Below are 24,722 nucleotides of genomic sequence, written 5' to 3'. Positions count from 1 at the left end.
TCCAGGTCGATCCGGTTTCGTAAAAGGAGTGCCCGATGTCCACCCTGTATTCGTTCAGCGCAGAGACGCTCGCCGGCGCGCCGGTTTCGCTCGACGCGTATCGCGGCAAGGTGCTGCTGATCGTCAACACCGCGAGCGAGTGCGGTTTCACGCCGCAATACGCGGGCCTGCAGAAACTGTACGACCAGTACGCGGCGCGCGGCTTCTTCGTGCTCGGCTTCCCGTGCAACCAGTTCGGCAAGCAGGAGCCCGGCGACGCCGCGCAGATCGGCGCGTTCTGCGAGCGCAATTACGGCGTCACGTTCCCGATGTTCGCGAAGATCGACGTGAAGGGCGACCATGCGCATCCGCTGTACCGCTACCTGACCGACGAGGCGCCCGGCATTCTCGGCCTCAAGGCGATCAAGTGGAATTTCACGAAATTCCTGATCGACCGCGAAGGGCGCATCGTCAAGCGCTACGCGCCGTCGACCAAGCCCGACGAAATCGCCGCGGATATCGACAAGCTGCTGTGACGGCGTGGGGCGACGTGCGCCGTGCCGGTGCGGATCGCGCCGGCGCTGCCGTCCTTCCTGCGGCTACAGGATCGGCGCGAACAGCCGCGCGACGTGCATCGCGATCCGCCGCCATGCGGGCGACTGGCGGTATTCGTTCGCATCGACGCCGTACGCCTGCGCGAAGTCGGCATCTAGCATCGTCTCGACCTCGTCGGCGAATGCGCGGTCGACGGTCAGCACCATGATCTCGAAGTTGAGTCGGAACGAGCGGTTGTCGAGATTCGCGCTGCCGATCGCGGCCGCGATGCGGTCGATCAGCACCACCTTCTGGTGCAGGAAGCCGGGCCGGTAGCGGAACACCTTGACGCCCGCGTCGATCAGGTCGCGCGCGTACAGCTTCGACGCCTCGAACACCACGTAGTGATCGCGCCGGCTCGGGATCAGGATGCGCACGTCGACGCCGCGCATCACCGCGAGCTTCAGCGCTGAGAGCACGGCTTCGTCGGGGACGAGGTACGGCGAGGTGATCCAGATCCGCTCGCGCGCGGCATTGATCGCCTCGACGAAGAACAGCGAGCCGGTTTCCTGCTTGTCGGCCGGCCCCATCGGCACCACGAGGCAATGCATGCCGTCGCCGGGCTGTGCGGGCGGCGGCAGCGCGAGCGGCGGCAGCTTCTGCGTCGCCCAGTGCCAGTCTTCGGCGAACACGTACTGGATGCTTGCGACCACGGGGCCGCGGATCTCGATGTGCGTGTCGCGCCACGGCGACAGGCGCGGCTTCGCGCCGAGATATTCGACGCCGACGTTGTGGCCGCCGACGAACGCGCGATTGCCGTCGACCACGACGATCTTGCGATGGTTGCGGAAGTTGAGCTGGAAGCGGTTGACGAACTTGCGATTGGTCGCGAACGGATGGACCTCGACGCCGCCACGGCGCAAGGTGTCGACGTAGCTGTGCGGCAGGTCGAAGCTGCCGATGCTGTCGTACAGCAGGCAGCAGCGCACGCCGGCCGCCGCACGCGCCAGCAGCGAGTCGCGCAGCATCTGGCCGAGCGCATCGTCGCGCACGATGAAGAACTGGACGACCACGTAGTCGCGCGCGCCGTCGATCGCCGACAGGATCGCCGAGAACGTCGCGTCGCCGTTCACGAGCGTGCGCACCGAATTGCCGCCGAGGAACGGCATGCCGCCGAGCCGCGTGAGCGCGAGCACGGCGGCCGGCCCGAGCGCGGCGGCCGCCGGCCCGTCGGTTGCGTCGGTCACATGGGTGCTGAGCCACGGCGAGCGCGGTGTGTGCGTGCGCAACAGTTCCAGCTCGTGGCGCCGTGCGTCGACGTAGCCGGAGAACTTGCTGCGGCCGAGGAACAGGTATGGAACGAGCGTCAGGTACGGCATCGCGGCGAGCGAGACGGCCCAAGCGATCGCGCCTTGCGACGTGCGCGTGTTCATGATCGCGTGGCACGCCGCGACGATCCCGAGCACGTGGATGGTCAGGATCAGGGTGCCGAGATGTAGCCAGTCGAGGGTCATGGGCGCGTGACGGACTCCTGAGGTCGTGCGGCGCGGCGGCCGCTTACGCGCATCTTACCCAACCGTGCGGCGCAGTGGTGCGCCGCACGGTCGGGGAGCCGGGCGGCTCAGCCCTTGCGCGGCAGGTCCGACGCCTGGATCAGGAATACGGTGTCGTCGCCCGCGCTGGTGGGCAGCCACGTGAGTTCGAGGCCGCCGAACGCGGCTTCGACGTGCTCGCGCTCGTTGCCGATCTCGACGACGAGCACGCCGTCGTCGTGCAGCCAGCGGTGTGCTTCGGCGACGATGCGTCGCACGATGTCCATTCCATCGTCGCCGCCCGCGAGCGCCATCTCCGGCTCGTGCCGGTATTCGGGCGGCAGCGCGGCCATCGACGCCGCGTTCACGTACGGCGGGTTCGTCAGGATCACGTCGTAGCGTGCGCCGGGGTCGGTGCGGAACGCGGGCAGCGGCGCGTAGAGGTCGCCGCGGTGCAGCGCGATGCGGTCTTCGAGGCCGTAGTCGCGCACGTTGATCTCCGCGACTTCGAGCGCCTTGTCGGACAGGTCGACCGCATCGATCTCGGCGTTCGGGAACGCGCTCGCCGCGAGGATCGCAAGGCAGCCGGAGCCCGTGCACAGTTCGAGCACCGCGCCGACCTGCTCGGGATCGGCGACGTATGGCTGCAGCCCGTCGTCGAGCAGCTCGCCGATGAACGAGCGCGGCACGATCACGCGTTCGTCGACGTAGAAGCGGTGGCCATGCATCCAGGCTTCATGCGTGAGATACGCGGCCGGCACGCGGTCGGTCGCGCGCCGTTCGATCACGGCGAGCACGGCCGCGATTTCATCGGGCAGCAGCCGCGCGTCGAGGAACGGCTCGAGCGTGTCGAGCGGCAGGTCGAGCGTATGCAGCACGAGGTAGGCCGCTTCGTCGTACGCATTGTCGGAGCCGTGGCCGAAGGCGAGCTTCGCCTTCGAGAAGCGCGTGACCGCGTAGCGCAGCAGGTCGCGAACAGTTGCAAAAGGTGTCGTCATGCGAGGCTCCATCAGGCGATCAGTTGTTCGAGCACGCGGCGGTACACGTTCTTCAGCGGGTCGACGAAGCGCACTTCGATGTGCTCGTCGATCTTGTGGATGCTGCCGTTCGGCGGGCCGAACTCGATCACCTGCGGGCAGATGCGCGCGATGAAGCGGCCGTCCGACGTGCCGCCCGTGGTCGACAGCTCGGTCGTGATGCCGGTCTCGGTGCGGATCGCGTTTTCCAGCGCATTCGACAGCTCGCCGCGCGGCGTCAGGAACGGCAGGCCGCTCACCGACCACTTCAGCGTGTATTCGAGGCCGTGCTTGTCGAGGATCGCGTGCACGCGTGCCTGCAGGCCCTCGACGGTGCTCGCGGTCGAGAACCGGAAGTTGAACAGCAGGTCGGCGTGGCCGGGGATCACGTTGGTCGCGCCGGTGCCCGCATGCAGGTTCGACACCTGCCAGGTGGTCGGCGGGAAATATTCGTTGCCTTCGTCCCACTGCTCGGCGGCGAGCTCGGCGAGCGCCGGCGCGAGCAGGTGGATCGGGTTCTTCGCGAGGTGCGGATACGCGATATGGCCCTGCACGCCCTTGACGACCAGCTCGCCCGACATCGACCCGCGGCGGCCGTTCTTGACGACGTCGCCGAGCTCGGCGGTCGACGTCGGCTCGCCGACGATGCAGTAGTCGAGACGTTCGCCGCGCGCCTGCAGCAGCTCGACGACCTTCACGGTGCCGTCGGTGGCGGGGCCTTCCTCGTCGCTCGTGATCAGGAAAGCGATCGCACCGCGGTGGCCGGGATGGGCCGCGACGAATTCCTCGGACGCGACGACGAACGCGGCGAGCGACGTCTTCATGTCGGCCGCGCCGCGGCCGTACAGCTTGCCGTCGCGATGGGCGGGGATGAACGGCGGCGAGGTCCACTGCTCGAGCGGGCCGGTCGGCACGACGTCGGTGTGGCCCGCGAACGCGAGCAGCTTGCCGTCGCGGCCGTCGGTGCCGCGCTTGACGGCCCACAGGTTGGTCACGCCGTGCGACGCGATGGTCTCGCATTCGAAGCCGAGCGCGGCGAGGCGCTCGGTCATGATCTGCTGGCAATGCTGATCGTCGGGCGTCACGGACGCGCGGGCGATCAACTGTTCGGTAAGGGCTAGGGTGGCGGACATGGTTCGGACCACTTTCGATAAAAAATGCCGGCACGGTGGCCGGCAGCGACATGACGTCGGGCTAGGGCGCAGCGCGGGCGGCCCTATGCGGCAAACAGCGCCGCGTATTGATCGGCCGCGAAGCCGAGCGATTTCACGCGGCCGTTGACGACGAGCACGGGGCGCTTGATGACCGACGGCTTGTGGATCATCAGCGCGACCGCGCCGGTCTTCGTTTCGGCGGCCGCCTTCATCGCGTCGTCCAGGCCGCGCCACGTGGTGCCGCGCTTGTTCACGAGCGCGTCGAGCGACACGTCCTTCAGCCAGTCTTCAACCAGCGGCGCGCTGACGCCGAGCTTCTTGAAATCGTGGAACTCGAATTCGACGCCGTGATCGTCGAGCCACACGCGGGCCTTCTTCACGGTGTCGCAGTTCGGAATGCCGTAGACGACCACGGTGTGCGGCTTTGCCATCAGTCGCCTCGCAGCAGCTCGTTCAGGCCGACCTTCGCGCGGGTCTTCGCGTCGACCTTCTTGACGATCACCGCGCAGTACAGGCTGTGCGAACCGTCCTTCGACGGCAGGTTGCCGGCGACCACGACAGAGCCGGCCGGGATGCGGCCGTAGCTGACTTCGCCCGTTTCGCGGTCGTAGATCTTCGTGCTCTGGCCGAGGTACACGCCCATCGAGATCACCGAGTTTTCCTCGACGATCACGCCTTCGACGACTTCCGAGCGCGCGCCGATGAAGCAGTTGTCTTCGATGATGACGGGGTTCGCCTGCAGCGGCTCGAGCACGCCGCCGATGCCGACGCCGCCCGACAGGTGCACGTTCTTGCCGATCTGCGCGCACGAACCGACCGTTGCCCACGTGTCGACCATCGTGCCTTCGTCGACGTAGGCGCCGATGTTCGTGTACGACGGCATCAGCACGACGTTCTTCGCGATGAACGAGCCGCGGCGCGCGATGGCCGGCGGGACGACGCGGAAGCCGCCCGCGGCGAAGTCTTCGGCCGTGTAGTTCGCGAACTTCGACGGTACCTTGTCGTAGAACTGCGAGTAGCCGCCGGCCGCCATCGGTGCGTTGTCCTCCAGACGGAACGACAGCAGCACGGCCTTCTTCAGCCACTGATGCACGGTCCAGTTGCCGTCGATTTTCTCGGCGACGCGCAGCGCACCCTTGTCGAGTTGCTCGATCGCGTGCGCGACGGCCTCGCGGACGTCGGCGGGCGCGGCCTTCGGCGACAGCTCGGTGCGGTTTTCCCAGGCGGTATCGATGATTTGCTGAAGTTGTTGCGACATGTTCGTTTTCGCAGGAGATGGATGGAATTGATCGGGATGGACGATTACCGCGCGAGAGAACGGCAGAAATCGACGATGCGTTGCGCGCCCTCGACGCATTCGGGGGTGCCCGCGACGAGCGCGATCCGGATGAAATCGCGGCCCGGATTCGACCCGTGCGCATCGCGCGCCAGGTACGAGCCGGGCAGAACCGTAACATTATAGTCGGCGTACAGGCGGCGGGCGAACTCGGTGTCCGACAGCCCGGTGCGCGATACGTCGGCCCACAGGTAGAACGCGGCGTCGGGCAGTTTCACGTCGATCACGTCGGCGAGCATCGGCGTGACCGTATTGAACTTCTGCAGGTACAGCGCGCGGTTCTCGCGCACGTGCGCCTCGTCGTTCCACGCGGCGATGCTGGCGTGCTGCCAGACCGGCGACAGCGCCGCGCCGTGGTACGTGCGGTACAGCAGGAATTTCTTCAGCAGCGCCGCGTCGCCGGCGACGAAGCCCGAGCGCATGCCCGGCACGTTCGAGCGCTTCGACAGGCTCGACAGCATCACGAGCCGCTCGAAGCCGCGGCCGAGGCGGTGCGCGGCCTCGAGGCCGCCGAGCGGCGGCGCCGCTTCGTCGAAATAGATTTCCGAATAGCATTCATCGGACGCGATCACGAAACCGTGGCGGTCGGACAGCGCGAACAGCTCGCGCCAGTCGTCGAGCGTCAGCACGGCGCCCGTCGGGTTGCCCGGCGAGCACACGTACAGCAGCTGCGTGCGCGCCCAGACGTCGTCGGGCACGGCCGCGTAGTCGCACGCGAAGTTGCGGGCCGGGTCGCTGTTCGCGAAATAGGGTTCGGCACCGGCCAGCAGCGCCGCGCCTTCGTAAATTTGATAGAAGGGATTCGGACAGAGTACGATCGCCTTCTCGCCGTGCCCGGACGGGCGCGCGTCGATCACGGTCTGCGCGAGCGAGAACAGCGCCTCGCGCGACCCCGACACGGGCAGCACCTGCGTGGCCGGATCGATCGCCGGCAGCCCGTAGCGGCGCTCGAGCCAGTGCGCGATCGACGTGCGCAGCGCGTCCGAGCCGGCCGTGGCCGGGTACGACGCGAGGCCGTCGAGCGCGGCCACCACGGCGTCGCGGATCAGCGCCGGGGTCGGGTGCTTGGGCTCGCCGATGCCGAAGCTGATCGGTTTGAGGGCGCCGGAGGGCGTCACGTCCTTGAACAGGGCGCGCAGCTTTTCGAAGGGATAGGGCTGGAGCGAGTCGAGTCGAGGGTTCACGGGCGAAGCGGCCATCGCGGCCGGTTGGAGCGAAAGAAGCGGCGGGCGTGCCGCGCGGCTGCGAACGGGCGCCGACGGCGCGCGGGTCGCAACGGACGATTATAGCGTGACGGAATGCGGTCACGGCCCGCCGGAACGGCGGCCGGGCCGGTCGAATAAAGGGTATCGAACCAAATGAATAACGCGGTACGCGGCAGCCTGCCGACGCTGGCCATCCTGATCGGCGCGTCGGTATGGGGCCTGATCTGGTATCCGTTGCGGATCCTCGCATCGCTCGGCGTGACGGGCACGCTGGCGAGCGCGCTGACGAGCGTCGTCGCGTTCCTGTTCGTGATCGTCACGCGGCACCGTACGATCGCGACACTGCGCTGGCACTGGGTGCTGCCGGGCATCGCGGTCACGGCCGGCGTGACGAACCTCGGTTTCGTGTGGGGCACGATCCACGGCGAGGTGCTCCGCGTGATGCTGCTGTTCTACCTGACCCCCGCATGGACCGCGATTTACGCGCACTTCCTGCTGCGCGAGCGGCTGACCTGGGCAGGAGCGGGGCTGGCGGCGCTGTCGATCGGCGGCGCGATGCTGATGCTGTGGTCGCCGAAGCTCGGCTTGCCGCTGCCGGCCAACCCGGCCGAATGGGCCGGTCTCGCGGCCGGGCTGAGTTTCGCGATGAGCAACGTGCTCGTGATCAAGGCGAGCCGCGAGCTGCCCGGGATGCGCGCGGAGATGCGCACCGCGACGCTGTTCGGCGGCGCTGCGGTATTCGGCGCGATCGCGTCGCTGTTCGAAGGGTTGCCGGCCGTGCCGGCGGGCGGCCAGCTCGGCGTCGCCGCGCTGATCGTCGCCGCGATCGGCGTGACGATGGCGGCGAACAACCTGCTCGTGCAATATGGCCTCGCGCGCGTGCCGGCGAACCGTGCGTCGATCATCATGCTGTTCGAGATCGTGATCACCGCGCTGTCGGCGTGGGTGTTCGCGAACGAGCTGCCGAGCGCGCGCGAGTGGGCGGGCGGCGTGTGCATCGTGCTGGCGACACTGCTGTCGAGCAGGGTCCATCGTGCCGCGCCGGCACCGGGCAAACCCGGCGACGGTCGGGACGGCGCACGCGCGATGGTATGATGGAAGCCGTTTGCGGGGCCCAACGCTGTATGCGCGCGGCCCCGCTTTTGAATTCCGGGGCGCGTCGCGCGCATGGGCCGTCCGGTCCCGCGCAGCACGGCCCCGTCCGTTTCACACCTTCTTCACATCCGATACCGCCGTGCGTCTGAGCTCGATCAAACTCGCTGGCTTCAAATCCTTCGTCGATCCCACGCATTTCCAGGTTCCGGGCCAGCTTGTCGGCGTGGTGGGCCCGAACGGGTGCGGCAAGTCCAACATCATCGACGCCGTGCGCTGGGTGCTCGGCGAGTCGCGCGCCTCCGAGCTGCGCGGCGAATCGATGCAGGACGTGATCTTCAACGGCTCGACCGCCCGCAAGCCCGGCAGCCGGGCCAGCGTCGAGCTGATCTTCGACAACTCCGACGGCCGCGCGGCCGGGCAGTGGGGCCAGTACGGCGAAATCGCCGTGAAGCGCGTGCTGACGCGCGACGGCACGTCGAGCTACTACATCAACAACCTGCCGGCCCGCCGCCGCGACATCCAGGACATCTTCCTCGGCACCGGCCTCGGGCCGCGTGCGTACGCGATCATCGGGCAGGGCATGATCGCGCGGATCATCGAGGCGAAGCCGGAAGAGCTGCGCGTGTTCCTCGAGGAAGCCGCGGGCGTGTCGAAGTACAAGGAACGCCGCCGCGAAACCGAGAACCGCCTGCACGACACGCGCGAGAACCTGACGCGCGTCGAGGACATCGTCCGCGAACTCGGCGCGAACCTCGAGAAGCTCGAGGCGCAGGCGGTCGTTGCGACCAAGTACAAGGAACTCGTCGCCGACGGCGAGGAGAAGCAGCGCCTGTTGTGGCTGCTGCGCAAGAACGAGGCCGCCGGCGAGCAGCAGAAGCAGCAGCGTGCGATCGAACAGGCGCAGATCGACCTCGAGGCGCAGACGGCCAGGTTGCGCGAGGTCGAGTCGCAGCTCGAGACGCTGCGCGTTGCGCATTACTCGGCGAGCGACGCGATGCAGGGCGCGCAGGGCGCGCTCTACGAGGCGAATGCCGAGGTGAGCCGCCTCGAAGCCGAGATCAAGTTCATCGTCGAATCGCGCAATCGCGTGCAGGCGCAGATCGCCGCGCTGAACGCGCAGCGCGAGCAATGGCGCGCGCAGGCCGAGAAGTCGCAGGACGAGCTCGAGGAAGCCGAAGAGGCGCGTGCGATGGCCGACGAGAAGGCCGCGCTCGCCGAGGACAACGCAGCCGCGAAGCACGACGCGCTGCCGGCGCTCGAGGCGAAGTGGCGCGACGCGCAGGCGCAGCTCAACGACGAGCGCGCGCGGATCGCGCAGACCGAACAGTCGCTGAAGCTCGAAGCCGCGCACCAGCGCAACGCCGACCAGCAGCTCCAGCAGCTTCAGCAGCGTCATGAGCGCCTGAAGAGCGAAGCGGGCGGGCTCGATGCGCCGGACGAGGCGCAGCTCGAAGAGTTGCGCATGCAGCTCGCCGAGCAGGAGGAAATCCTCGCCGAAGCGCAGGCGCGTCTCGCCGACGCGCAGGAAACGGTGCCGCGCCTCGACGGCGAACGCCGTGCCGCGCAGGAGCGCGTGCAGGCCGAAGGCGCGCAGATCCACCAGCTCGAGGCACGCCTCGCCGCGCTGAAGCAGCTTCAGGAAAACGTGCAGACCGAAGGCAAGGTGCAGCCGTGGCTCGACAAGCACGAGCTCGGCGCGCTGCCGCGCCTGTGGAAGAAGCTGCACGTCGAGGCTGGCTGGGAAGCGGCGCTCGAAGCCGTGCTGCGCGAGCGCCTCGCCGCGCTCGAAGTGTCGAATCTCGATTGGGTGAAGGCGTTCGCGACCGATGCACCGCCCGCGAAGCTCGCGTTCTACGCGCCGCCCGCGGCCGGCGAACCGCCCGCGGCGGTGGCCGGGCTGCGTCCGGTGCTGTCGCTCGTGCGCATCGACGACGCGGGCATTCGCGCGGTGCTGAACGACTGGCTCGGCAACGTCTATGTCGCCGACGATGTCGCGCAGGCGCTTGCGACGCGCACGCAGCTGCCGGCAGGCGGTGCATTCGTCGTCAAGGCCGGCCATATCGTCACGCGCGTCGGCGTGCAGTTGTACGCGGCCGATTCGGAGCAGGCCGGGATGCTGGCCCGCCAGCAGGAAATCGAGAACCTGACGCGCCAGGTGCGTGCGCAGGCACTGCTCGCCGACGAGGCGCGCACGGCCGCCGTGCGCGCGGAAGCCGCGCATACGCAGGCCACGCAGGCGCTCGGCGACGTGCGCGCGCAGGCCGAGCGTGCGACGCAGCGTGTGCATGCACTGCAGATGGACGTACTGAAGCTCGCGCAGGCACACGAGCGCTATACGCAGCGCAGCACGCAGATCCGCGAGGAACTCGAGGAAATCGGTGCGCAGATCGAAGAACAGCGCGCGCTGCGCGCGGAGTCGGAAGCGAATTTCGAACGCTTCGACGGCGAACTCGCGGAGCTGCAGGCACGCTTCGAAGATAACCAGCTCGCGTTCGAATCGCTCGACGAGTCGCTGACGCAGGCGCGTCAGGAAGCGCGTGACCTGGAGCGCGGCGCGAACGACGCGCGCTTCGCCGCACGCAACGCGGTGACCCGGATCGACGAGCTCAAGCGCAGCATCCAGGTTGCGCACGAGCAGAGCGAGCGCGTCGCCGCATCGCTGGAAGACGCGCGCGCCGAGCTCGAGACGATCAACGAGCAGACCGCGCACACGGGCCTGCAGGACGCACTCGAGATTCGTGCGGTGAAGGAGGAAGCGCTGCAGGCCGCGCGGATCGAGCTCGACGACCTGACCGCGAAGCTGCGCGCGTCGGACGAGCAGCGCCTCGTCGCCGAGCGTTCGCTGCAGCCGCTGCGCGACCGCATCACCGAGCTGCAGCTGAAGGAGCAGGCCGCGCGCCTGTCCGTCGAGCAGTTCGCCGAGCAGCTCGCGACGGCCGAGGTCGACGAGGCCGCGCTGAGCGAGAAGCTGACGCCGGATCTGAAACCGTCGTACCTGCAGGGCGAGGTCACCCGGCTCAACAATGCGATCAACGCGCTCGGCCCGGTGAACATGGCCGCGCTCGACGAGCTGAAGGCCGCGAGCGAGCGCAAGGTGTTCCTCGACGCGCAGTCGGCCGACCTGATCGACGCGATCACGACGCTCGAGGACGCGATCCACAAGATCGACCAGGAAACCCGCACGCTGCTGCAGGGTACCTTCGACGAGGTCAACCGCCACTTCAGCGACCTGTTCCCGCGCCTGTTCGGCGGCGGCCAGGCGAAGCTGATCATGACGGGCGACGAGATCCTCGATGCCGGCGTGCAGGTGATGGCGCAGCCGCCCGGCAAGAAGAACGCGACGATTCACCTGCTGTCGGGCGGCGAGAAAGCGCTGACCGCGACCGCGCTGGTGTTCGCGATGTTCCAGTTGAACCCGGCGCCGTTCTGTCTGCTCGACGAGGTCGACGCGCCGCTCGACGACGCGAACACCGAACGTTTCGCGAATCTCGTGCGCGCGATGTCCGACAAGACGCAGTTCCTGTTCATCTCGCACAACAAGATCGCGATGGAGATGGCGCAGCAGCTGATCGGCGTGACGATGCAGGAGCAGGGCGTGTCGCGGATCGTGGCGGTGGACATGGAAACCGCAGCGGGTTTTGCCCAGAATTGACGTTTGACGAAACCGGATCGCGTTCGCGCGGCGCATGGGCGCCCGTTCGCGATCCCGACGAAAAAGAATTGCTGATGGAGCGTGCATGGACGAGTTGACACTCGGTTTGATCGGCGCGGGCGCCGTCGTGGTGGGCGGCGTCGTGGTCTACAACGCATGGCAGGGCGCGAAGGTGCGGCGCAGGATGCCGCGCCCGATGCCGGAGGAAGCGGCCGAGGCGATGAACCGCCCCGAGCGCGACGAAGAGTTGCCGTTCATCGAGCCGGTGCGTCAGCCGGTGCGCCGCGAGCCTGCGGCACCGGTCGCGGCGGCCGCCGCGCCGGCCGAAGCCGCGCGCGTCGAGCCGACGTTCGGAGGCGCGGCGCCTGCGGACATGCCGGCCGATCTGCAGGCCGAGGCGACCGGCGCCGACCTGCCGTCCGAGTCGGCCGAATCGGCCGCCGGTGAAGCAGCGGTGCCTGCCGTCGTGCAGGAAGCGGCCGCCGAGCCGGCCGAGTCGTCCGAACCCGTGCTGCCGGCCGCGACGACGATCTCGTCGACGCCGCCCGCGATCGTCGACCGCCGGATCGACTGCATCGTACCGATCCGCCTCGCCGGGCCGCTGCCGGGCGACAAGATCCTGCCGGCCGCGCAGCGGCTGCGCCGCGCGGGCAGCAAGCCCGTGCACATCGAAGGCAAGCCGGAAGGCGGCCAGTGGGAGCTGCTGCAGAACGGCGTGCGCTACGAAGAGTTGCGCGCGGCCGCGCAGCTCGCGAACCGCAGCGGCGCGCTGAACGAGCTCGAATTCTCCGAATTCGTGACGGGCGTCCAGCAGTTCGCCGACACGATCGACGGCGCACCGGAATTCCCGGACATGATGGAGACGGTGGCGATGGCGCGCGAACTCGACGCGTTTGCCGCGCAGTGCGACGCGCAACTGTCGATCAACGTGATGTCGGACGGCGCGCCGTGGTCGGCGAACTACGTGCAGGCGGTCGCATCGCAGGACGGGTTGCTGCTGTCGCGCGACGGCACGCGTTTCGTGAAGCTCGACGCGAAGCAGAACCCCGTGTTCATGCTGCAGTTCGGCGACACGAACTTCCTGCGCGACGACCTCACGTACAAGGGCGGCAACATGATCACGCTGGTGCTCGACGTGCCGGTCGCCGAAGAGGACATCCTGCCGTTCCGGCTGATGTGCGATTACGCGAAATCGCTGTCCGAGCGGATCGGCGCGCGGGTCGTCGACGATTCGCGCCGGCCGCTGCCGGAGTCGACGCTGCTCGCGATCGAGCAGCAGTTGATGAAGCTGTACGCGAAGCTCGAGGAAGCCGGCATCCCGGCCGGTTCGCCGGTCACGCGCCGACTCTTCAGCCAGTAACGCGATGGCGCGGACGGCGGGCCTCGGCACCGTCGTTCGCCGTTGCGGCGCACGCCTTTTCGTGTGCGCTGCAGCACGCTGATCCGGCGCGCATTGCACGCCCCGCCGCGGCGTCAAACTGAGATAATCGGGCATCCGATTTTCTCAGAACGAATCTGCCGCCAGCATGGCCCGAACCCAAGCCGAACCGCCAGCCAGCCAGCCCGACGCGCGCGCCGCGTGGCTGCGCGACCAACTCGAGCGGGCGAACTACGCCTATTACGTACTCGACCAGCCGGATCTGCCCGACGCCGAATACGATCGGCTGTTCCGCGAGCTGCAGCAGCTCGAAACCGACCATCCCGAACTCGTGACGCCCGATTCGCCGACGCAGCGCGTCGGCGGCGAAGCGGCCGGCGGCTTCACGCCGGTCGTCCACGACGCGCCGATGCTGTCGCTGAACAACGGCTTCGCCGACGAGGACATCGTCGCGTTCGACAAGCGCGTCGCCGACGCGCTCGACAAGACGACCGATCTCGCCGGCTCGGTGACGGAGCCCGTCGAATACGCGTGCGAACTGAAGTTCGACGGCCTCGCGATCTCGCTGCGCTACGAGCGCGGCGTGTTCGTGCAGGCGTCGACGCGCGGCGACGGCACGACGGGCGAGGACGTGACCGAAAACGTGCGCACGATCCGCTCGATCCCGCTGAAGCTGAAGGGCAAGAACGTGCCGGCCGTGCTCGACGTGCGCGGCGAGGTGCTGATGTTCAAGCGCGATTTCGCACGCCTGAACGAACGCCAGCGCGCGGCCGAGCAGCGCGAATTCGCGAACCCGCGCAATGCGGCGGCCGGCAGCCTGCGCCAGCTCGACTCGAAGATCACCGCGCAGCGTCCGCTGTCGTTCTTCTCGTACGGAATCGGCGTGCTCGACGGGATGCCGATGCCCGACACGCACAGCGCGCTGCTCGACTGGTACGAAACGCTCGGCCTGCCGGTGAACCGCGAGCGCGCGGTCGTGCACGGCGCCGACGGATTGCTCGGCTTCTTCCGCAAGGTCGGCGAGAAGCGCGAGTCGCTGCCGTACGACATCGACGGCGTCGTCTACAAGGTCAACCGGCGCGACGAGCAGGAGCGCCTCGGCTTCGTGTCGCGCGCGCCGCGCTTCGCGCTCGCGCACAAGTTTCCCGCACAGGAAGCGCTGACGAAGCTCGTCGCGATCGACGTGCAGGTCGGCCGCACGGGCGCGATCACGCCGGTCGCGCGCCTGGAGCCCGTGTTCGTCGGCGGTGCGACCGTGACCAACGCGACGCTGCACAACGAGGACGAGGTGCGCCGCAAGGACATCCGGATCGGCGATACCGTGATCGTGCGACGCGCGGGCGACGTGATCCCCGAAGTGGTCGGCGCGCTGCTCGACCGGCGTCCGGACGATGCGGCCGAATTCGTGATGCCGACCGAATGCCCGGTGTGCGGCTCGAAGATCGAGCGCCTGCCGGACGAAGCGATCGCGCGCTGCACGGGCGGCCTGTTCTGCCCGGCGCAGCGCAAGCAGGCGCTGTGGCACTTCGCGCAGCGCCGCGCGCTCGACATCGACGGGCTCGGCGAGAAGATCATCGACCAGCTCGTCGAGCTGAATCTCGTGCGCACGCCGGCCGACCTGTTCAATCTCGGTTTCGCGACACTCGCCGAGCTCGACCGGTTCGCCGAGAAGTCTGCACAGAATCTGCTCGACTCGCTCGAGAAGGCGAAGCACACGACGCTCGCGCGCTTCATCTACGGGCTCGGCATCCGCCATGTCGGCGAATCGACCGCGAAGGATCTCGCGAAGCATTTCGGCTCGCTGACGCCGATCATGGATGCATCGATCGACGAACTGCTCGAAGTCAACGACGTCGGGCCGATCGTCGCCGAGTCGCTCCACCAGTTCTTCGCAGAAGAGCACAACCGGACCGTGATCGAGCAGTTGCGCGCGCCGGGCAAGGTCACGTGGCCCGAAGGGCCGCCCGCGCCGAAGGCGCCGCAGGGCGTGCTGGCCGGCAAGACCGTCGTGCTGACGGGCACGCTGCCGACGCTCACGCGCGATGCCGCGAAGGAGATGCTCGAAGCGGCGGGCGCGAAAGTTGCGGGCTCGGTATCGAAGAAGACGGATTACGTGGTCGCGGGCGCCGAAGCCGGCAGCAAGCTCGCGAAGGCCGAGGAACTCGGCATCCCCGTGCTGGACGAAGACGGACTGCACCAACTCCTGGAGGGCAATACGCCATGATTCGCGAGATCCTGAAGATGGGCGATCCGCGCCTGCTCGAAATCGCCAAACCGGTCGAGCGGTTCGATACACCCGAGCTGCACGAGATCGTCGCGGACATGTTCGAGACGATGCACCATGCGAACGGCGCCGGGCTGGCTGCGCCGCAGATCGGCATCGGGCTGCAGATCATCATCTTCGGCTTCGGCAACAACAACCGCTACCCGGATGCGCCGCCGGTGCCCGAGACCGTGCTGATCAACCCGAAGATCGAATACATGCCGCCGGACATGGAAGAGGGCTGGGAAGGCTGCCTGTCGGTGCCGGGCATGCGCGGCGTCGTCAGCCGCTACGCGAAGGTGCGCTACAGCGGCTTCGACCAGTTCGGCGCGAAGATCGACCGCGCCGCCGACGGTTTTCACGCGCGCGTGGTCCAGCATGAATACGACCACCTGATCGGCAAGCTGTATCCGATGCGGATCACCGACTTCACGCGCTTCGGCTTCACCGAGGTGCTGTTCCCGGGGCTCGATCCGGCGGAAGACGACTGAGCGGCACGCGTCCCGTTTCGCGTCGTCCGCCGGAAACAAAAAAGCCCGCGCAAGCGGGCTTTTGCATTGCGTGGCGCACGTCGCGTGCCCGCGGTCAGAACGTCTCGTCGGCCGACAGATAGCGCCATTGCCCCTGCGGCAGCGCGCCGAGCATCACGCGGCCCATCCGCACGCGCTTGAGGCCGACTACGTCGAGACCGACCAGTTCGCACATGCGGCGGATCTGGCGCTTCTTGCCTTCGCGCAGCACGAAGCGCAGTTGCTCGCCGTTCTGCCAGCTCACCATCGCGGGCTTCAGCGCGACGCCGTCGAGCTCGAGGCCGTGGCGCAGCTTCGCGAGCGATTCCGCGGGGAAGTGCTGGTCGATGTCGATGAGCCGTTCGCCGAAGCGCACGCGCACCAGGTACTCCTTGTCGATGTCCGACTGCTCGCCGATCAGTTGCTTCGCGATCCGGCCGTTCTGCGTCAGCACGAGAAGGCCAGTGGAATCGATGTCGAGCCGGCCGGCCGGCGCGAGTGCGTGCAGGTGCTGCGGCGAGAAGCGCAGCGGCGAATGGTCGCCGCTCCAGTGGTTCCCGCGCGTGATCAGCACGGCCGCAGGCTCGTAGCCGTCTTCCGCCTGACCCGATACATAGCCGACCGGCTTGTGCAGCAGGATCGTCACCTGCGCGGCCTGCGCGGCACTTGCGCGCTCGTCGATCTCGATTTTCTGGTCGGCGCGCACCTTGGTGCCGAGCGTGTCGATGCGTTCGCCGTCGACGAGCACCCAGCCCTTTTCGATCCATTCGTCGGCTTCGCGGCGCGAGCACATGCCGAGCTCGGACATCCGCTTCGACAGGCGCATCAGGCCCGTTTCGTCACCGTAATCGGTGTCGGCAGCCTGGCGCTTGATGGGTTGCGCGGTCTTCAGGCCCGTGCCGGACGCGCGGCGCTCGCCGTCGCGTGCGGGGCGAGCCGGGCGGTCGCCGAAGCTGCGCTTCGCGCCTTCGCCGGCTGCCTTGTCGCGATAGGGCGTGCGCTTGGCGTCGTCGGCGCCTGCGCGGCGCGGCCGTGCATCGTCGTCGCTGCGACGGGGCGGGCGGTCGGACGAGGTACGGCGGTCGCCGAAGCTGCGCTTCGCGCCTTCGCCAGCCGCCTTGTCGCGATAAGGTGCACGCGCGCCACCTTCGGCACCTGCGCGGCGCGGTCGTGCATCGTCGTCGCTGCGACGGGGCGGGCGGTCGGACGACGTACGGCGGTCATCGAAGCTGCGCTTCGCGCCTTCGCCGGCCGCTTTGTCGCGATAGGGTGCACGCGCGCCACCTTCGGCACCTGCGCGGCGCGGTCGTGCATCGTCGTCGCCGCGACGGGCCGGGCGGTCCGAAGGCGGACGGCGGTCGCCGAAGCTGCGCTTCGCGCCTTCGCTAGCTGCCTTGTCGCGATAGGGCGTGCGCTTGCCGTCGTCAGCGCCTGCGCGGCGCGGCCGTGCATCGTCGTCGCTGCGACGGGGCGGGCGATCTGACGATGAGCGACGGTCGTCGAAACTGCGTTTCGCGCCTTCGCCGGCCGCCTTGTCGCGATAGGGTGCGCGCGCGCCACCTTCGGCACCCGCGCGGCGAGGCCGCGCATCGGCGTCGCTGCGCCGGGGCGGGCGCGAGTCGGGCTTGCCGTCAGCGCTGCGATAGCCGCGTTCGGCGCCGCCGTCGCGCGGCGCACGCTTGGCCGTTGCGCGATCTGCGCCCGGGCGCTCGGCGCCCGCGGCACCGCGCGGCTTGAACGTGCGTTCGCCGGCGGCTGCCGGGCCCGACGCCTTCTTCGGGCGGGCCGGCTTGTCTGCCGCGGGCGGCGCAGCGGGACGCACCGCCTTGCGGGCGACGAGGCTGCCGGAGCGGACAGGTGCGCGGGTCGGCGACGCCGGCCGCGGATTCTTGACGGTCAATTTGGTGCGCATAAACGCTGGGATTCATTCAGACTGCGATCGCACGCAGCAATTCGGTTTCGAGCTGGATCTGCAGGCGGTTGTCGGACAAGCCGGCGCCCGCGAGCAGGAAGATGTCCTCGACGCGTTCGCCGAGCGTATTGATCCGCGCCGCGTGGACGCCGATCCGATGCTCGGCGAGTACGCGCGCGATCGAATAGAGAAGGCCCGGCCGGTCGTTGGCGGACACGGACAGGATGTAGTACTGACCGCGCTCGTCGGCCCGCAGGTCGACGCGCGGCGTGATCGGAAAGGTTCGGGACAGCCTCGACAGGCGGCCCTTGGACGGTTCCGGCAGCGGTGCGGTTTCGGTGAGCCGCGCCGCGAGCTGCTGTTCGACGAGATTCGCGATGTCGCGGTACCGCACGTCGCGTTCGGTCTGCGTGACGATGAAGTTGTCGAGCGCGTAGCCGTGCCGCGTCGTGCTGACGCGCGCGTCGAGCACCGACAGCCCGTTGCGGTCGAAATACGCGCAGATGTCCGCGAACAGGTCGGGGCGGTCCTTCACGTACACGAGCACCTGCAGCGCGTCGCCGATCGGCGACGGCCGCGCGCGGACGATCGCGGTTTCGGCGTTCACGTGCCGGTACAGCACACGCGTCTGCCATGCGATGTCGGCCGCATCGTGACGCAGGAAGAAGCCGACGTCGAGCTGATCCCACAGCGCGCGGTGCGCGTCGTCGGGCACGGTCTCGAGGCGCAGCAGCGCGAGCGCCTGTTCCTGCCGCGACTTCAGCTCCGAGTGTGCATCGGGGTTCGCGCCGCCGAGCACCGCGAGCGTGACGCGGTACAGATCCTCGAGCAGCTTGCCCTTCCACGTGTTCCACACCTTCGGGCTCGTGCCGCGGATATCGGCGACGGTCAGCAGGTAGAGCGCGGTGAGGCGCCGTTCGTTGCCGACGAGTTCGGCGAAGCGCTTGATGACTTCGGGGTCGCTCGTGTCCTGCTTCTGCGCGACCTGGCTCATCGTCAGGTGATGCTGGACGAGCCACACGATCAGCGCTGCGTCGTCGCCGGCGATCCCGTGTTCGCGGCAGAAGCGCCGCGCATCGGCCATCCCGAGCGTCGAGTGGTCGCCGCCGCGGCCCTTCGCGATGTCGTGGAACAGCGCCGCGACATACAGCACCCACGGACGGTCGAAGTTGCCGATCAGCTGGCTGCAGAACGGGTATTCGTGCGCATGCTCGGCGACCGCGAAGCGGCGGATGTTGCGCAACACCATCAGGATGTGCTGGTCGACCGTGTACACGTGGTACAGGTCGTGCTGCATCTGGCCGACGATGCGGCGGAAGTTCAGCAGATAGCGGCCGAGCACGCTCGTCTGGTTCATCAGCCGGAACGCGTGCGTGATTCCTTCGGGCTGCTGCAGGATCCGCATGAACGTGTCGCGGTTCTGCGGATCGCGGCGCCACGCGTTGTTCATGATTTCGCGCGAGTTGTACAGCGCGCGCAGCGTGCGCGCGGACAGGCCCTTCACGCCGCGGGTCGTTTCGTACAGCAGGAACGCTTCGAGGATCGCATCGGGATGGCGTTCGAACACGCCGTCGTCGACGATCTCGAGCATCCCCTGCTTCTCGACGAAGCGGTCGGGCGACAGCACGCGCGTGATGCCGCTCGTCGCGGGGAAGAGCTGCGCCTCGATGTTCTGGATCAGGATCGTCGCGAGCTGCGTGACGGCTTTCGCGGCCCAGTAATAGCGGCGCATCAGCTGCTCGCTCGCGCGCTTGGCCTGCGTCGGCTGGTAGCCGAAGCTCTCCGCGGCCTGCGTCTGCAGGTCGAACACGAGCATGTCCTGGCGGCGGCCGGCGATCACGTGCAGCCGTGCGCGCAGCGTCTTCAGGAAACCCTCGTTGCGGCGCAGCTCGCGCGCTTCGCGATCGGTGATGAGGCCGCGCGTGTCGAGCTCGCGCCAGCTGCTGCCGAAACCCGCCGCGCGCGCGATCCACAGGATCGTCTGCAGGTCGCGCAGCCCGCCGGGGCTTTCCTTCACGTTCGGTTCGAGGCTGTACGGCGTGTCCTGGAACTTCGCGTGGCGCTGGCGCATCTCGAGCACCTTCGCGGTGAAGAACGCGCGGGCGTCGAGCGCCTCGTGGTAGCGCACCGTGAAGCGCTCGAACAGCGCGGTGCTGCCGACGATGCGGCGCGCTTCCAGCAGCGAGGTTTGCACCGTGACGTCCTGCGATGCCTCCTCGATGCATTGCGCGACCGTGCGCACGCTGCTGCCGATCTCGAGGCCGAGATCCCATGCCATCCCGATGAAACGCTCGATGCGCGGGTCGAGCGCCGGGTCGTGCGCATCGGGCAGCAGCACGAGGATGTCGACGTCGGAATAAGGGGCGAGCTCGCCGCGCCCGTAGCCGCCGACGGCGACGAGCGCGAGCGTCGCCGGCAGCCCGCAATCGTCCCACACGCGCTTCAGTGCGTCGTCGGTGAGTTTCGACTGCGCGTGCATCAGAGACGCGACGTTCGTCGCGCGACGAAAGCGCTCGAGCATGTCGGCCTTGGCGGCCTTGAATTCGGCGCGCCGCGACAGCGCGTCGGGCGAGGGGGCGGCGTGAGCGCTCATGGGCGGCCGTTCAGGTGGGGGCGGGGCGGGCTGGCGCGACGGCGCTCAGACTGCGGCGGCCGGTTGCGCGAACACGGGGCGCGCCGGCGTGCCGGCCGACACGGTCAGCACTTCGTAGCCGGTTTCGGTGACGAGCACCGTGTGCTCCCACTGCGCGGACAGGCTGCGGTCGCGCGTCTTGACCGTCCACTGGTCGGGCATCGTGCGGATGTCGCGCTTGCCGGCGTTGATCATCGGCTCGATCGTGAAGATCATCCCGGGCTTCAGCTCGATGCCCGTGCCCGGACGGCCGTAGTGGACGACCTGCGGATCTTCGTGGAACACCGTGCCGATGCCGTGGCCGCAGTATTCGCGCACGACGCTGTAGCCCTGCGCTTCCGCATGTTTCTGGATCGCGTGGCCGATGTCGCCGAGGTGCGCGCCGGGCTTGACCTGGTCGATGCCGAGCCACATGCATTCGTAGGTGGTCTGCACGAGGCGCTTCGCGAGGATCGAGCCCTCGCCGACGATGAACATCCGGCTCGTGTCGCCGAAGTAGCCGTTCTTGATCACGGTGATGTCGATGTTCAGCGCGTCGCCGTTCTTGATCACCTTCTCGCCGGGAATGCCGTGGCAGATCACGTCGTTGACCGAAATGCAGGTGGCCTTCGGGTACGGCGGATAGCCGGGCGGCTGGTAGTTCAGCGGCGCGGGGATCGTGCCCTGTTCGTTGAGCATGAACTCGTGGCAGAGGCGATCGAGTTCGGCGGTCGTGATGCCCGCGACGACGTGCGGCGTGATGAAGTCGAGCACTTCGCTCGCGAGACGGCAGGCGACGCGCATCTCGGCGATATCGTGTTCGTTTTTGAGCGTAATAGTCATCGAGGTATGCCTGGAATGCGGTGAATTGATGGATTATCGCACCTTATGGCGGGCGTCGCAGCCCCTGCCGGCCGTGCCGATGCGGGTTTTCGCGGATTGTCCGGCCGGCTGCCGCACGGCAAGCGAAAGTGGTGAGCGACTTGAGAGCCGACAACTCGGCGTGCTATACTCTTTGGCTAAGTCGATATCCAAATGCCGAGTTTGCCCCATGTTGGGGCGGCATCGCGGTGACAGGCTTACGGCACGGGCGTTTTGCACGTGTCGAATCGCAAGCCGGCGCAACCAGGGTGCCGTCCGCGCGGAATTCGTTGCCTTCCGGAGTATTTCGGGGGCAGGTTCGCGCGGCGGTACGGCGGCCGGCTTAAGACCCAACCCTCGTGGAGAATTCACATGGCAGTTACGATGCGCCAAATGCTGGAAGCGGGTGTCCACTTCGGTCACCAGACGCGCTTCTGGAACCCGAAGATGGCACCGTTCATTTTCGGTCACCGCAACAAGATTCACATCATCAACCTCGAAAAGACGCTGCCGATGTTCACGGACGCACAGAAGTACGTGCGCCAGCTGGCAGCGAACCGCGGCACGATCCTGTTCGTCGGCACGAAGCGCCAGTCGCGCGACACGATCGCCCAGGAAGCGCAGCGCGCGGGCATGCCGTACGTCAATGCACGCTGGCTCGGCGGCATGATGACCAACTTCAAGACGCTGAAGGTGTCGATCAAGCGCCTGAAGGACATGGAAGCGGCCGTCGAATCGGGCGAAACCGAGAAGATGAGCAAGAAGGAAGCGCTGCTGTTCGAACGTGAAATCGCCAAGCTGCAGAAGTCGATCGGCGGCGTGAAGGACATGGGCGGCATTCCGGACGCAATCTTCGTCGTCGACGTCGGCTACCACAAGATTGCCGTCACCGAAGCGAACAAGCTGGGCGTGCCGGTCATCGCCGTGGTCGATACGAACCACTCGCCGGAAGGCGTGGACTACGTGATCCCGGGCAACGACGACTCGAGCAAGGCAGTCGCGCTGTACGCGGAAGGCGTGGCCGACGCGATCCTGGAAGGCCGTGCGAACGCGGTCAACGAAGTGGTCCAGGCAGCGCGCGGCGACGACGAGTACGTCGAGGAAAACGCGTAACTGGCCCCGAGCCGGCGCAAAAAGGGGGCTCTCAACAGGCCCCCTTTTTTTAAGCTTGTGCGCCGGACCTGATCGCGCCGAATCGGCGCGGGTCCGGAAACGAATCTCGGCCGTTCGCGTCCAAGCGGGCGGCGTTGTGAATACAGACTCAAGGAGCGAATGATGGCGGCAATTACCGCAAGCATGGTGGCAGAACTGCGCGCGAAGACCGACGCACCGATGATGGAGTGCAAGAAGGCGCTGACGGAAGCCGACGGCGATCTGGCCAAGGCTGAAGAGCTGCTGCGCGTCAAGCTCGGCAACAAGGCGAGCAAGGCGGCATCGCGCGTGACGGCCGAAGGCGTCGTCGCATCGTTCGTCGGCGGCAACGCAGGCGCGCTGGTCGAACTGAACTGCGAAACCGACTTCGTCGCGAAGAACGACGACTTCCTCGCATTCTCGAAGACGGTCGCCGAACTCGTCGCGACGCAGAACCCGGCCGACGTGGCCGCGCTGTCGGCGCTGCCGCTCGAAGGCTCGACGGTCGACGCAGTGCGCCTGGCACTGATCGGCAAGATCGGCGAGAACGTGTCGATCCGCCGTTTCGTCCGCTTCGAAACCGCGAACAAGATCGCAACGTACCTGCACGGCGCGCGCATCGGCGTGATCGTCGAGTACACGGGTGCGGAAGAGCAGGTCGGCAAGGACGTCGCGATGCACATCGCGGCAATGAAGCCGGTCGCGCTGTCGTCGGCCGACGTGCCGGCCGAGCTGATCGAGACGGAACGCCGTGTGGCGGAGCAGAAGGCCGCGGAATCGGGCAAGCCGGCCGAGATCGTCGCGAAGATGGTCGACGGTAGCGTCCAGAAGTACCTGAAGGAAGTGTCGCTGCTGAACCAGACGTTCGTGAAGAACGACAAGCAGACGATCGAGCAGATGCTGAAGGCAGCGGATTCCGCCGTGCAGAAGTTCGCGCTGTTCGTCGTCGGCGAAGGCATCGAGAAGCGCCAGGACGACTTCGCCGCCGAAGTGGCCGCGCAAGTCGCAGCAGCAAAGCAGCAGTAAGCAGTCAGGCAGTACCCGCGGCGGGCGTCCGCTCCGCCGCGGCCGGCGCCGCCGGCCGGCCGGGAACCCCGGTCCGACCGTCGGCGCTTGCCCGAATCAGTATTTCGCCCCTACAGTTCGTGGTTGTCATCCTCTCGTCGCTCGGAAGCCCCTATGTCCAATGCCTATAAACGCGTCCTCCTCAAACTCTCCGGCGAAGCGCTGATGGGCGACGATGCCTTCGGCATCAATCGCGCGACGATCGAACGGATGGTGGCCGATATCGCCGAAGTCGTGCGTCTCGGTACGCAGCTGGCGGTCGTGATCGGTGGCGGTAATATTTTCCGCGGTGTCGCGGGCGGCGCGGCCGGCATGGACCGCGCGACTGCCGACTACATGGGGATGCTCGCGACGATGATGAACGCGCTGGCGCTGCAGGACGCGATGCGCCACGCCGGCATCGAGGCGCGCGTGCAATCCGCGCTGCGGATGGACCAGGTCGTCGAGCCGTACATCCGGCCCCGCGCGATCCGCCAGCTCGAGGAGGGCCGCGTCGTGATCTTCGCGGCCGGCACCGGCAACCCGTTCTTCACGACGGACACCGCCGCGGCACTGCGCGGCTCGGAAGTGGGCGCCGAGGTCGTACTGAAGGCGACCAAGGTCGATGGCGTATATTCTGCCGATCCGAAGAAGGATCCGTCGGCCACGCGCTACACGACGATCAGCTTCGACGAGGCGATCAGCCGCAACCTGCAGGTGATGGACGCGACGGCGTTTGCGCTGTGCCGCGACCAGAAGCTGCCGATTCGCGTGTTTTCGATCAACAAGCCGGGCGCGCTCAAGCGCATCGTGCTGGGCGAGGACGAAGGTACGCTCGTCCACGTGTAAACTCCCGCGGATGCGGGTCATTGGCCGTGGCGCGCAGGATGCGCCGGGCAGGACCCGCGTTCTTTGAAGGTTTGAAGGTTCGGAGGTTGAAATGAGTGTCGCTGATACCAAGAAGGGCGTCGAGCAGAAGATGCAGCGCTCGATCGAAGCGTTCAAGAACGATCTGGCAAAGATCCGTACGGGCCGTGCGCACACCGGTCTGCTCGATCACGTGCAGGTCGACTACTACGGGTCGATGGTGCCGATCTCGCAGGTCGCGAACCTGACGCTGGTCGACGCGCGCACGATCGGCGTGCAGCCGTGGGAAAAAAACATGGTCGCGAAGGTCGAGAAGGCCATTCGCGAAGCCGATCTGGGCCTGAACCCGGCAACGGCCGGCGACCTGATCCGCGTGCCGATGCCCGCGCTGACGGAAGAGCGCCGCCGCGAGCTGACCAAGGTCGTCAAGAGCGAAGGCGAAACGGCCAAGGTCGCGATCCGCAACCTGCGCCGCGACGCGAACGAAGCGCTCAAGAAGCTCGTGAAGGACAAGGAAATCTCGGAAGACGACGAGCGCCGCGCGAGCGACGACGTGCAGAAGCTGACCGACAAGCACGTTGCCGAAATCGACAAGCTCGTGCAGACCAAGGAAGCCGAGATCATGACGGTCTGACGACCGTCC

19 protein-coding genes are annotated in these 24,722 nt (G+C 67.6%); 10 read left to right on the top strand and 9 right to left on the bottom strand.

All coding sequences use genetic code 11. The annotated features are described in order from the left end of the window. The first annotated feature begins 35 nt into the window (after positions 1–35). The gene (locus tag MRS60_RS10880; protein WP_011549528.1) at positions 36–515 is read left to right on the top strand and encodes a glutathione peroxidase; all 480 of its coding nucleotides are present in this window, start codon (positions 36–38) and stop codon (positions 513–515) included. 63 nt (positions 516–578) lie between these two features. Here MRS60_RS10880 and cls read toward each other — a convergent pair whose 3' ends face one another. From cls to dapC, 6 genes are all read right to left on the bottom strand, one after another. Beyond that, positions 579–2,027, bottom strand: a complete 1,449-nt coding sequence (gene cls / locus MRS60_RS10875) for a cardiolipin synthase (protein WP_175749919.1) — start codon at positions 2,025–2,027, stop codon at positions 579–581. A 107-nt stretch (positions 2,028–2,134) separates the two neighbouring features. Beyond that, positions 2,135–3,043, bottom strand: coding sequence for a 50S ribosomal protein L3 N(5)-glutamine methyltransferase (gene prmB / locus MRS60_RS10870; protein ID WP_111016713.1), 909 nt, complete (start codon positions 3,041–3,043; stop codon positions 2,135–2,137). Between the two features lie 11 nt (positions 3,044–3,054). Then, complete coding sequence (gene dapE, locus MRS60_RS10865) at positions 3,055–4,194, bottom strand: succinyl-diaminopimelate desuccinylase (RefSeq protein WP_105390455.1); 1,140 nt, start codon at positions 4,192–4,194, stop codon at positions 3,055–3,057. Between the two features lie 83 nt (positions 4,195–4,277). Further along, positions 4,278–4,646, bottom strand: coding sequence for an ArsC family reductase (locus MRS60_RS10860; RefSeq protein ID WP_034184733.1), 369 nt, complete (start codon positions 4,644–4,646; stop codon positions 4,278–4,280). Then, on the bottom strand, positions 4,646–5,473 hold the full coding sequence (gene dapD / locus MRS60_RS10855; RefSeq protein WP_243564684.1) for a 2,3,4,5-tetrahydropyridine-2,6-dicarboxylate N-succinyltransferase: 828 nt from the start codon (positions 5,471–5,473) through the stop codon (positions 4,646–4,648). The genes MRS60_RS10860 and dapD overlap by 1 nt, the downstream gene beginning before the upstream one ends. 44 nt (positions 5,474–5,517) lie before the next feature. Beyond that, positions 5,518–6,750 carry a succinyldiaminopimelate transaminase gene (gene dapC / locus MRS60_RS10850; protein ID WP_217589398.1) on the bottom strand — a complete coding sequence of 411 codons (1,233 nt, stop codon included), beginning with the start codon at positions 6,748–6,750 and terminating at the stop codon, positions 5,518–5,520. A gap of 159 nt (positions 6,751–6,909) precedes the next feature. On the opposite strand from dapC, the gene MRS60_RS10845 reads away from it, so the two are divergent. The 5 genes from MRS60_RS10845 (at position 6,910) to def (ending at position 15,635) form a co-directional block, all read left to right on the top strand. Beyond that, positions 6,910–7,851 carry a DMT family transporter gene (locus MRS60_RS10845; protein ID WP_034184736.1) on the top strand — a complete coding sequence of 314 codons (942 nt, stop codon included), beginning with the start codon at positions 6,910–6,912 and terminating at the stop codon, positions 7,849–7,851. Between the two features lie 139 nt (positions 7,852–7,990). Further along, positions 7,991–11,503, top strand: a complete 3,513-nt coding sequence (gene smc, locus MRS60_RS10840) for a chromosome segregation protein SMC (RefSeq protein ID WP_243564683.1) — start codon at positions 7,991–7,993, stop codon at positions 11,501–11,503. Between the two features lie 85 nt (positions 11,504–11,588). Further along, positions 11,589–12,863, top strand: coding sequence for a cell division protein ZipA C-terminal FtsZ-binding domain-containing protein (locus MRS60_RS10835; RefSeq protein ID WP_131947359.1), 1,275 nt, complete (start codon positions 11,589–11,591; stop codon positions 12,861–12,863). 166 nt (positions 12,864–13,029) lie between these two features. Continuing rightward, complete coding sequence (gene ligA, locus MRS60_RS10830; protein ID WP_131947358.1) at positions 13,030–15,105, top strand: NAD-dependent DNA ligase LigA; 2,076 nt, start codon at positions 13,030–13,032, stop codon at positions 15,103–15,105. Beyond that, positions 15,102–15,635 (top strand): peptide deformylase, encoded by a 534-nt coding sequence (gene def, locus MRS60_RS10825; RefSeq protein WP_217589404.1) that lies wholly within the window; start codon positions 15,102–15,104, stop codon positions 15,633–15,635. The genes ligA and def overlap by 4 nt, the downstream gene beginning before the upstream one ends. 94 nt (positions 15,636–15,729) lie before the next feature. Here def and MRS60_RS10820 read toward each other — a convergent pair whose 3' ends face one another. From MRS60_RS10820 to map, 3 genes are read right to left on the bottom strand one after another with little or no spacing between them, the layout of a single operon-like run. Next, entirely contained in the window at positions 15,730–17,565 is a 1,836-nt protein-coding gene (locus tag MRS60_RS10820; protein ID WP_243564682.1) for a pseudouridine synthase, read from the bottom strand. A 16-nt stretch (positions 17,566–17,581) separates the two neighbouring features. After that, positions 17,582–20,158: a [protein-PII] uridylyltransferase gene (locus MRS60_RS10815; protein WP_243564681.1), complete on the bottom strand. Its 2,577-nt coding sequence runs from the start codon at positions 20,156–20,158 to the stop codon at positions 17,582–17,584. A 45-nt stretch (positions 20,159–20,203) separates the two neighbouring features. Then, positions 20,204–21,019, bottom strand: a complete 816-nt coding sequence (gene map, locus MRS60_RS10810) for a type I methionyl aminopeptidase (RefSeq protein WP_034184742.1) — start codon at positions 21,017–21,019, stop codon at positions 20,204–20,206. A 390-nt stretch (positions 21,020–21,409) separates the two neighbouring features. On the opposite strand from map, the gene rpsB reads away from it, so the two are divergent. The 4 genes from rpsB to frr all read left to right on the top strand — a co-directional run bounded on the left by rpsB (position 21,410) and on the right by frr (position 24,713). Next, positions 21,410–22,150 carry a 30S ribosomal protein S2 gene (rpsB, locus tag MRS60_RS10805; protein ID WP_011352461.1) on the top strand — a complete coding sequence of 247 codons (741 nt, stop codon included), beginning with the start codon at positions 21,410–21,412 and terminating at the stop codon, positions 22,148–22,150. 162 nt (positions 22,151–22,312) lie between these two features. Further along, the gene (gene tsf / locus MRS60_RS10800) at positions 22,313–23,194 is read left to right on the top strand and encodes a translation elongation factor Ts (protein ID WP_034184758.1); all 882 of its coding nucleotides are present in this window, start codon (positions 22,313–22,315) and stop codon (positions 23,192–23,194) included. A 153-nt stretch (positions 23,195–23,347) separates the two neighbouring features. Further along, a complete protein-coding gene (gene pyrH / locus MRS60_RS10795; protein WP_006402648.1) occupies positions 23,348–24,061 on the top strand; it encodes a UMP kinase in 714 nt (237 codons plus the stop codon). A gap of 91 nt (positions 24,062–24,152) precedes the next feature. Beyond that, positions 24,153–24,713, top strand: a complete 561-nt coding sequence (frr, locus tag MRS60_RS10790) for a ribosome recycling factor (protein WP_021159105.1) — start codon at positions 24,153–24,155, stop codon at positions 24,711–24,713. Positions 24,714–24,722: the final 9 nt, after the last annotated feature.

Source organism: Burkholderia pyrrocinia, from assembly GCF_022809715.1.
GTDB classification, from domain to species: Bacteria; Pseudomonadota; Gammaproteobacteria; order Burkholderiales; family Burkholderiaceae; genus Burkholderia; species Burkholderia pyrrocinia_C.
This window is presented reverse-complemented; position numbering and strand designations above follow the sequence as displayed.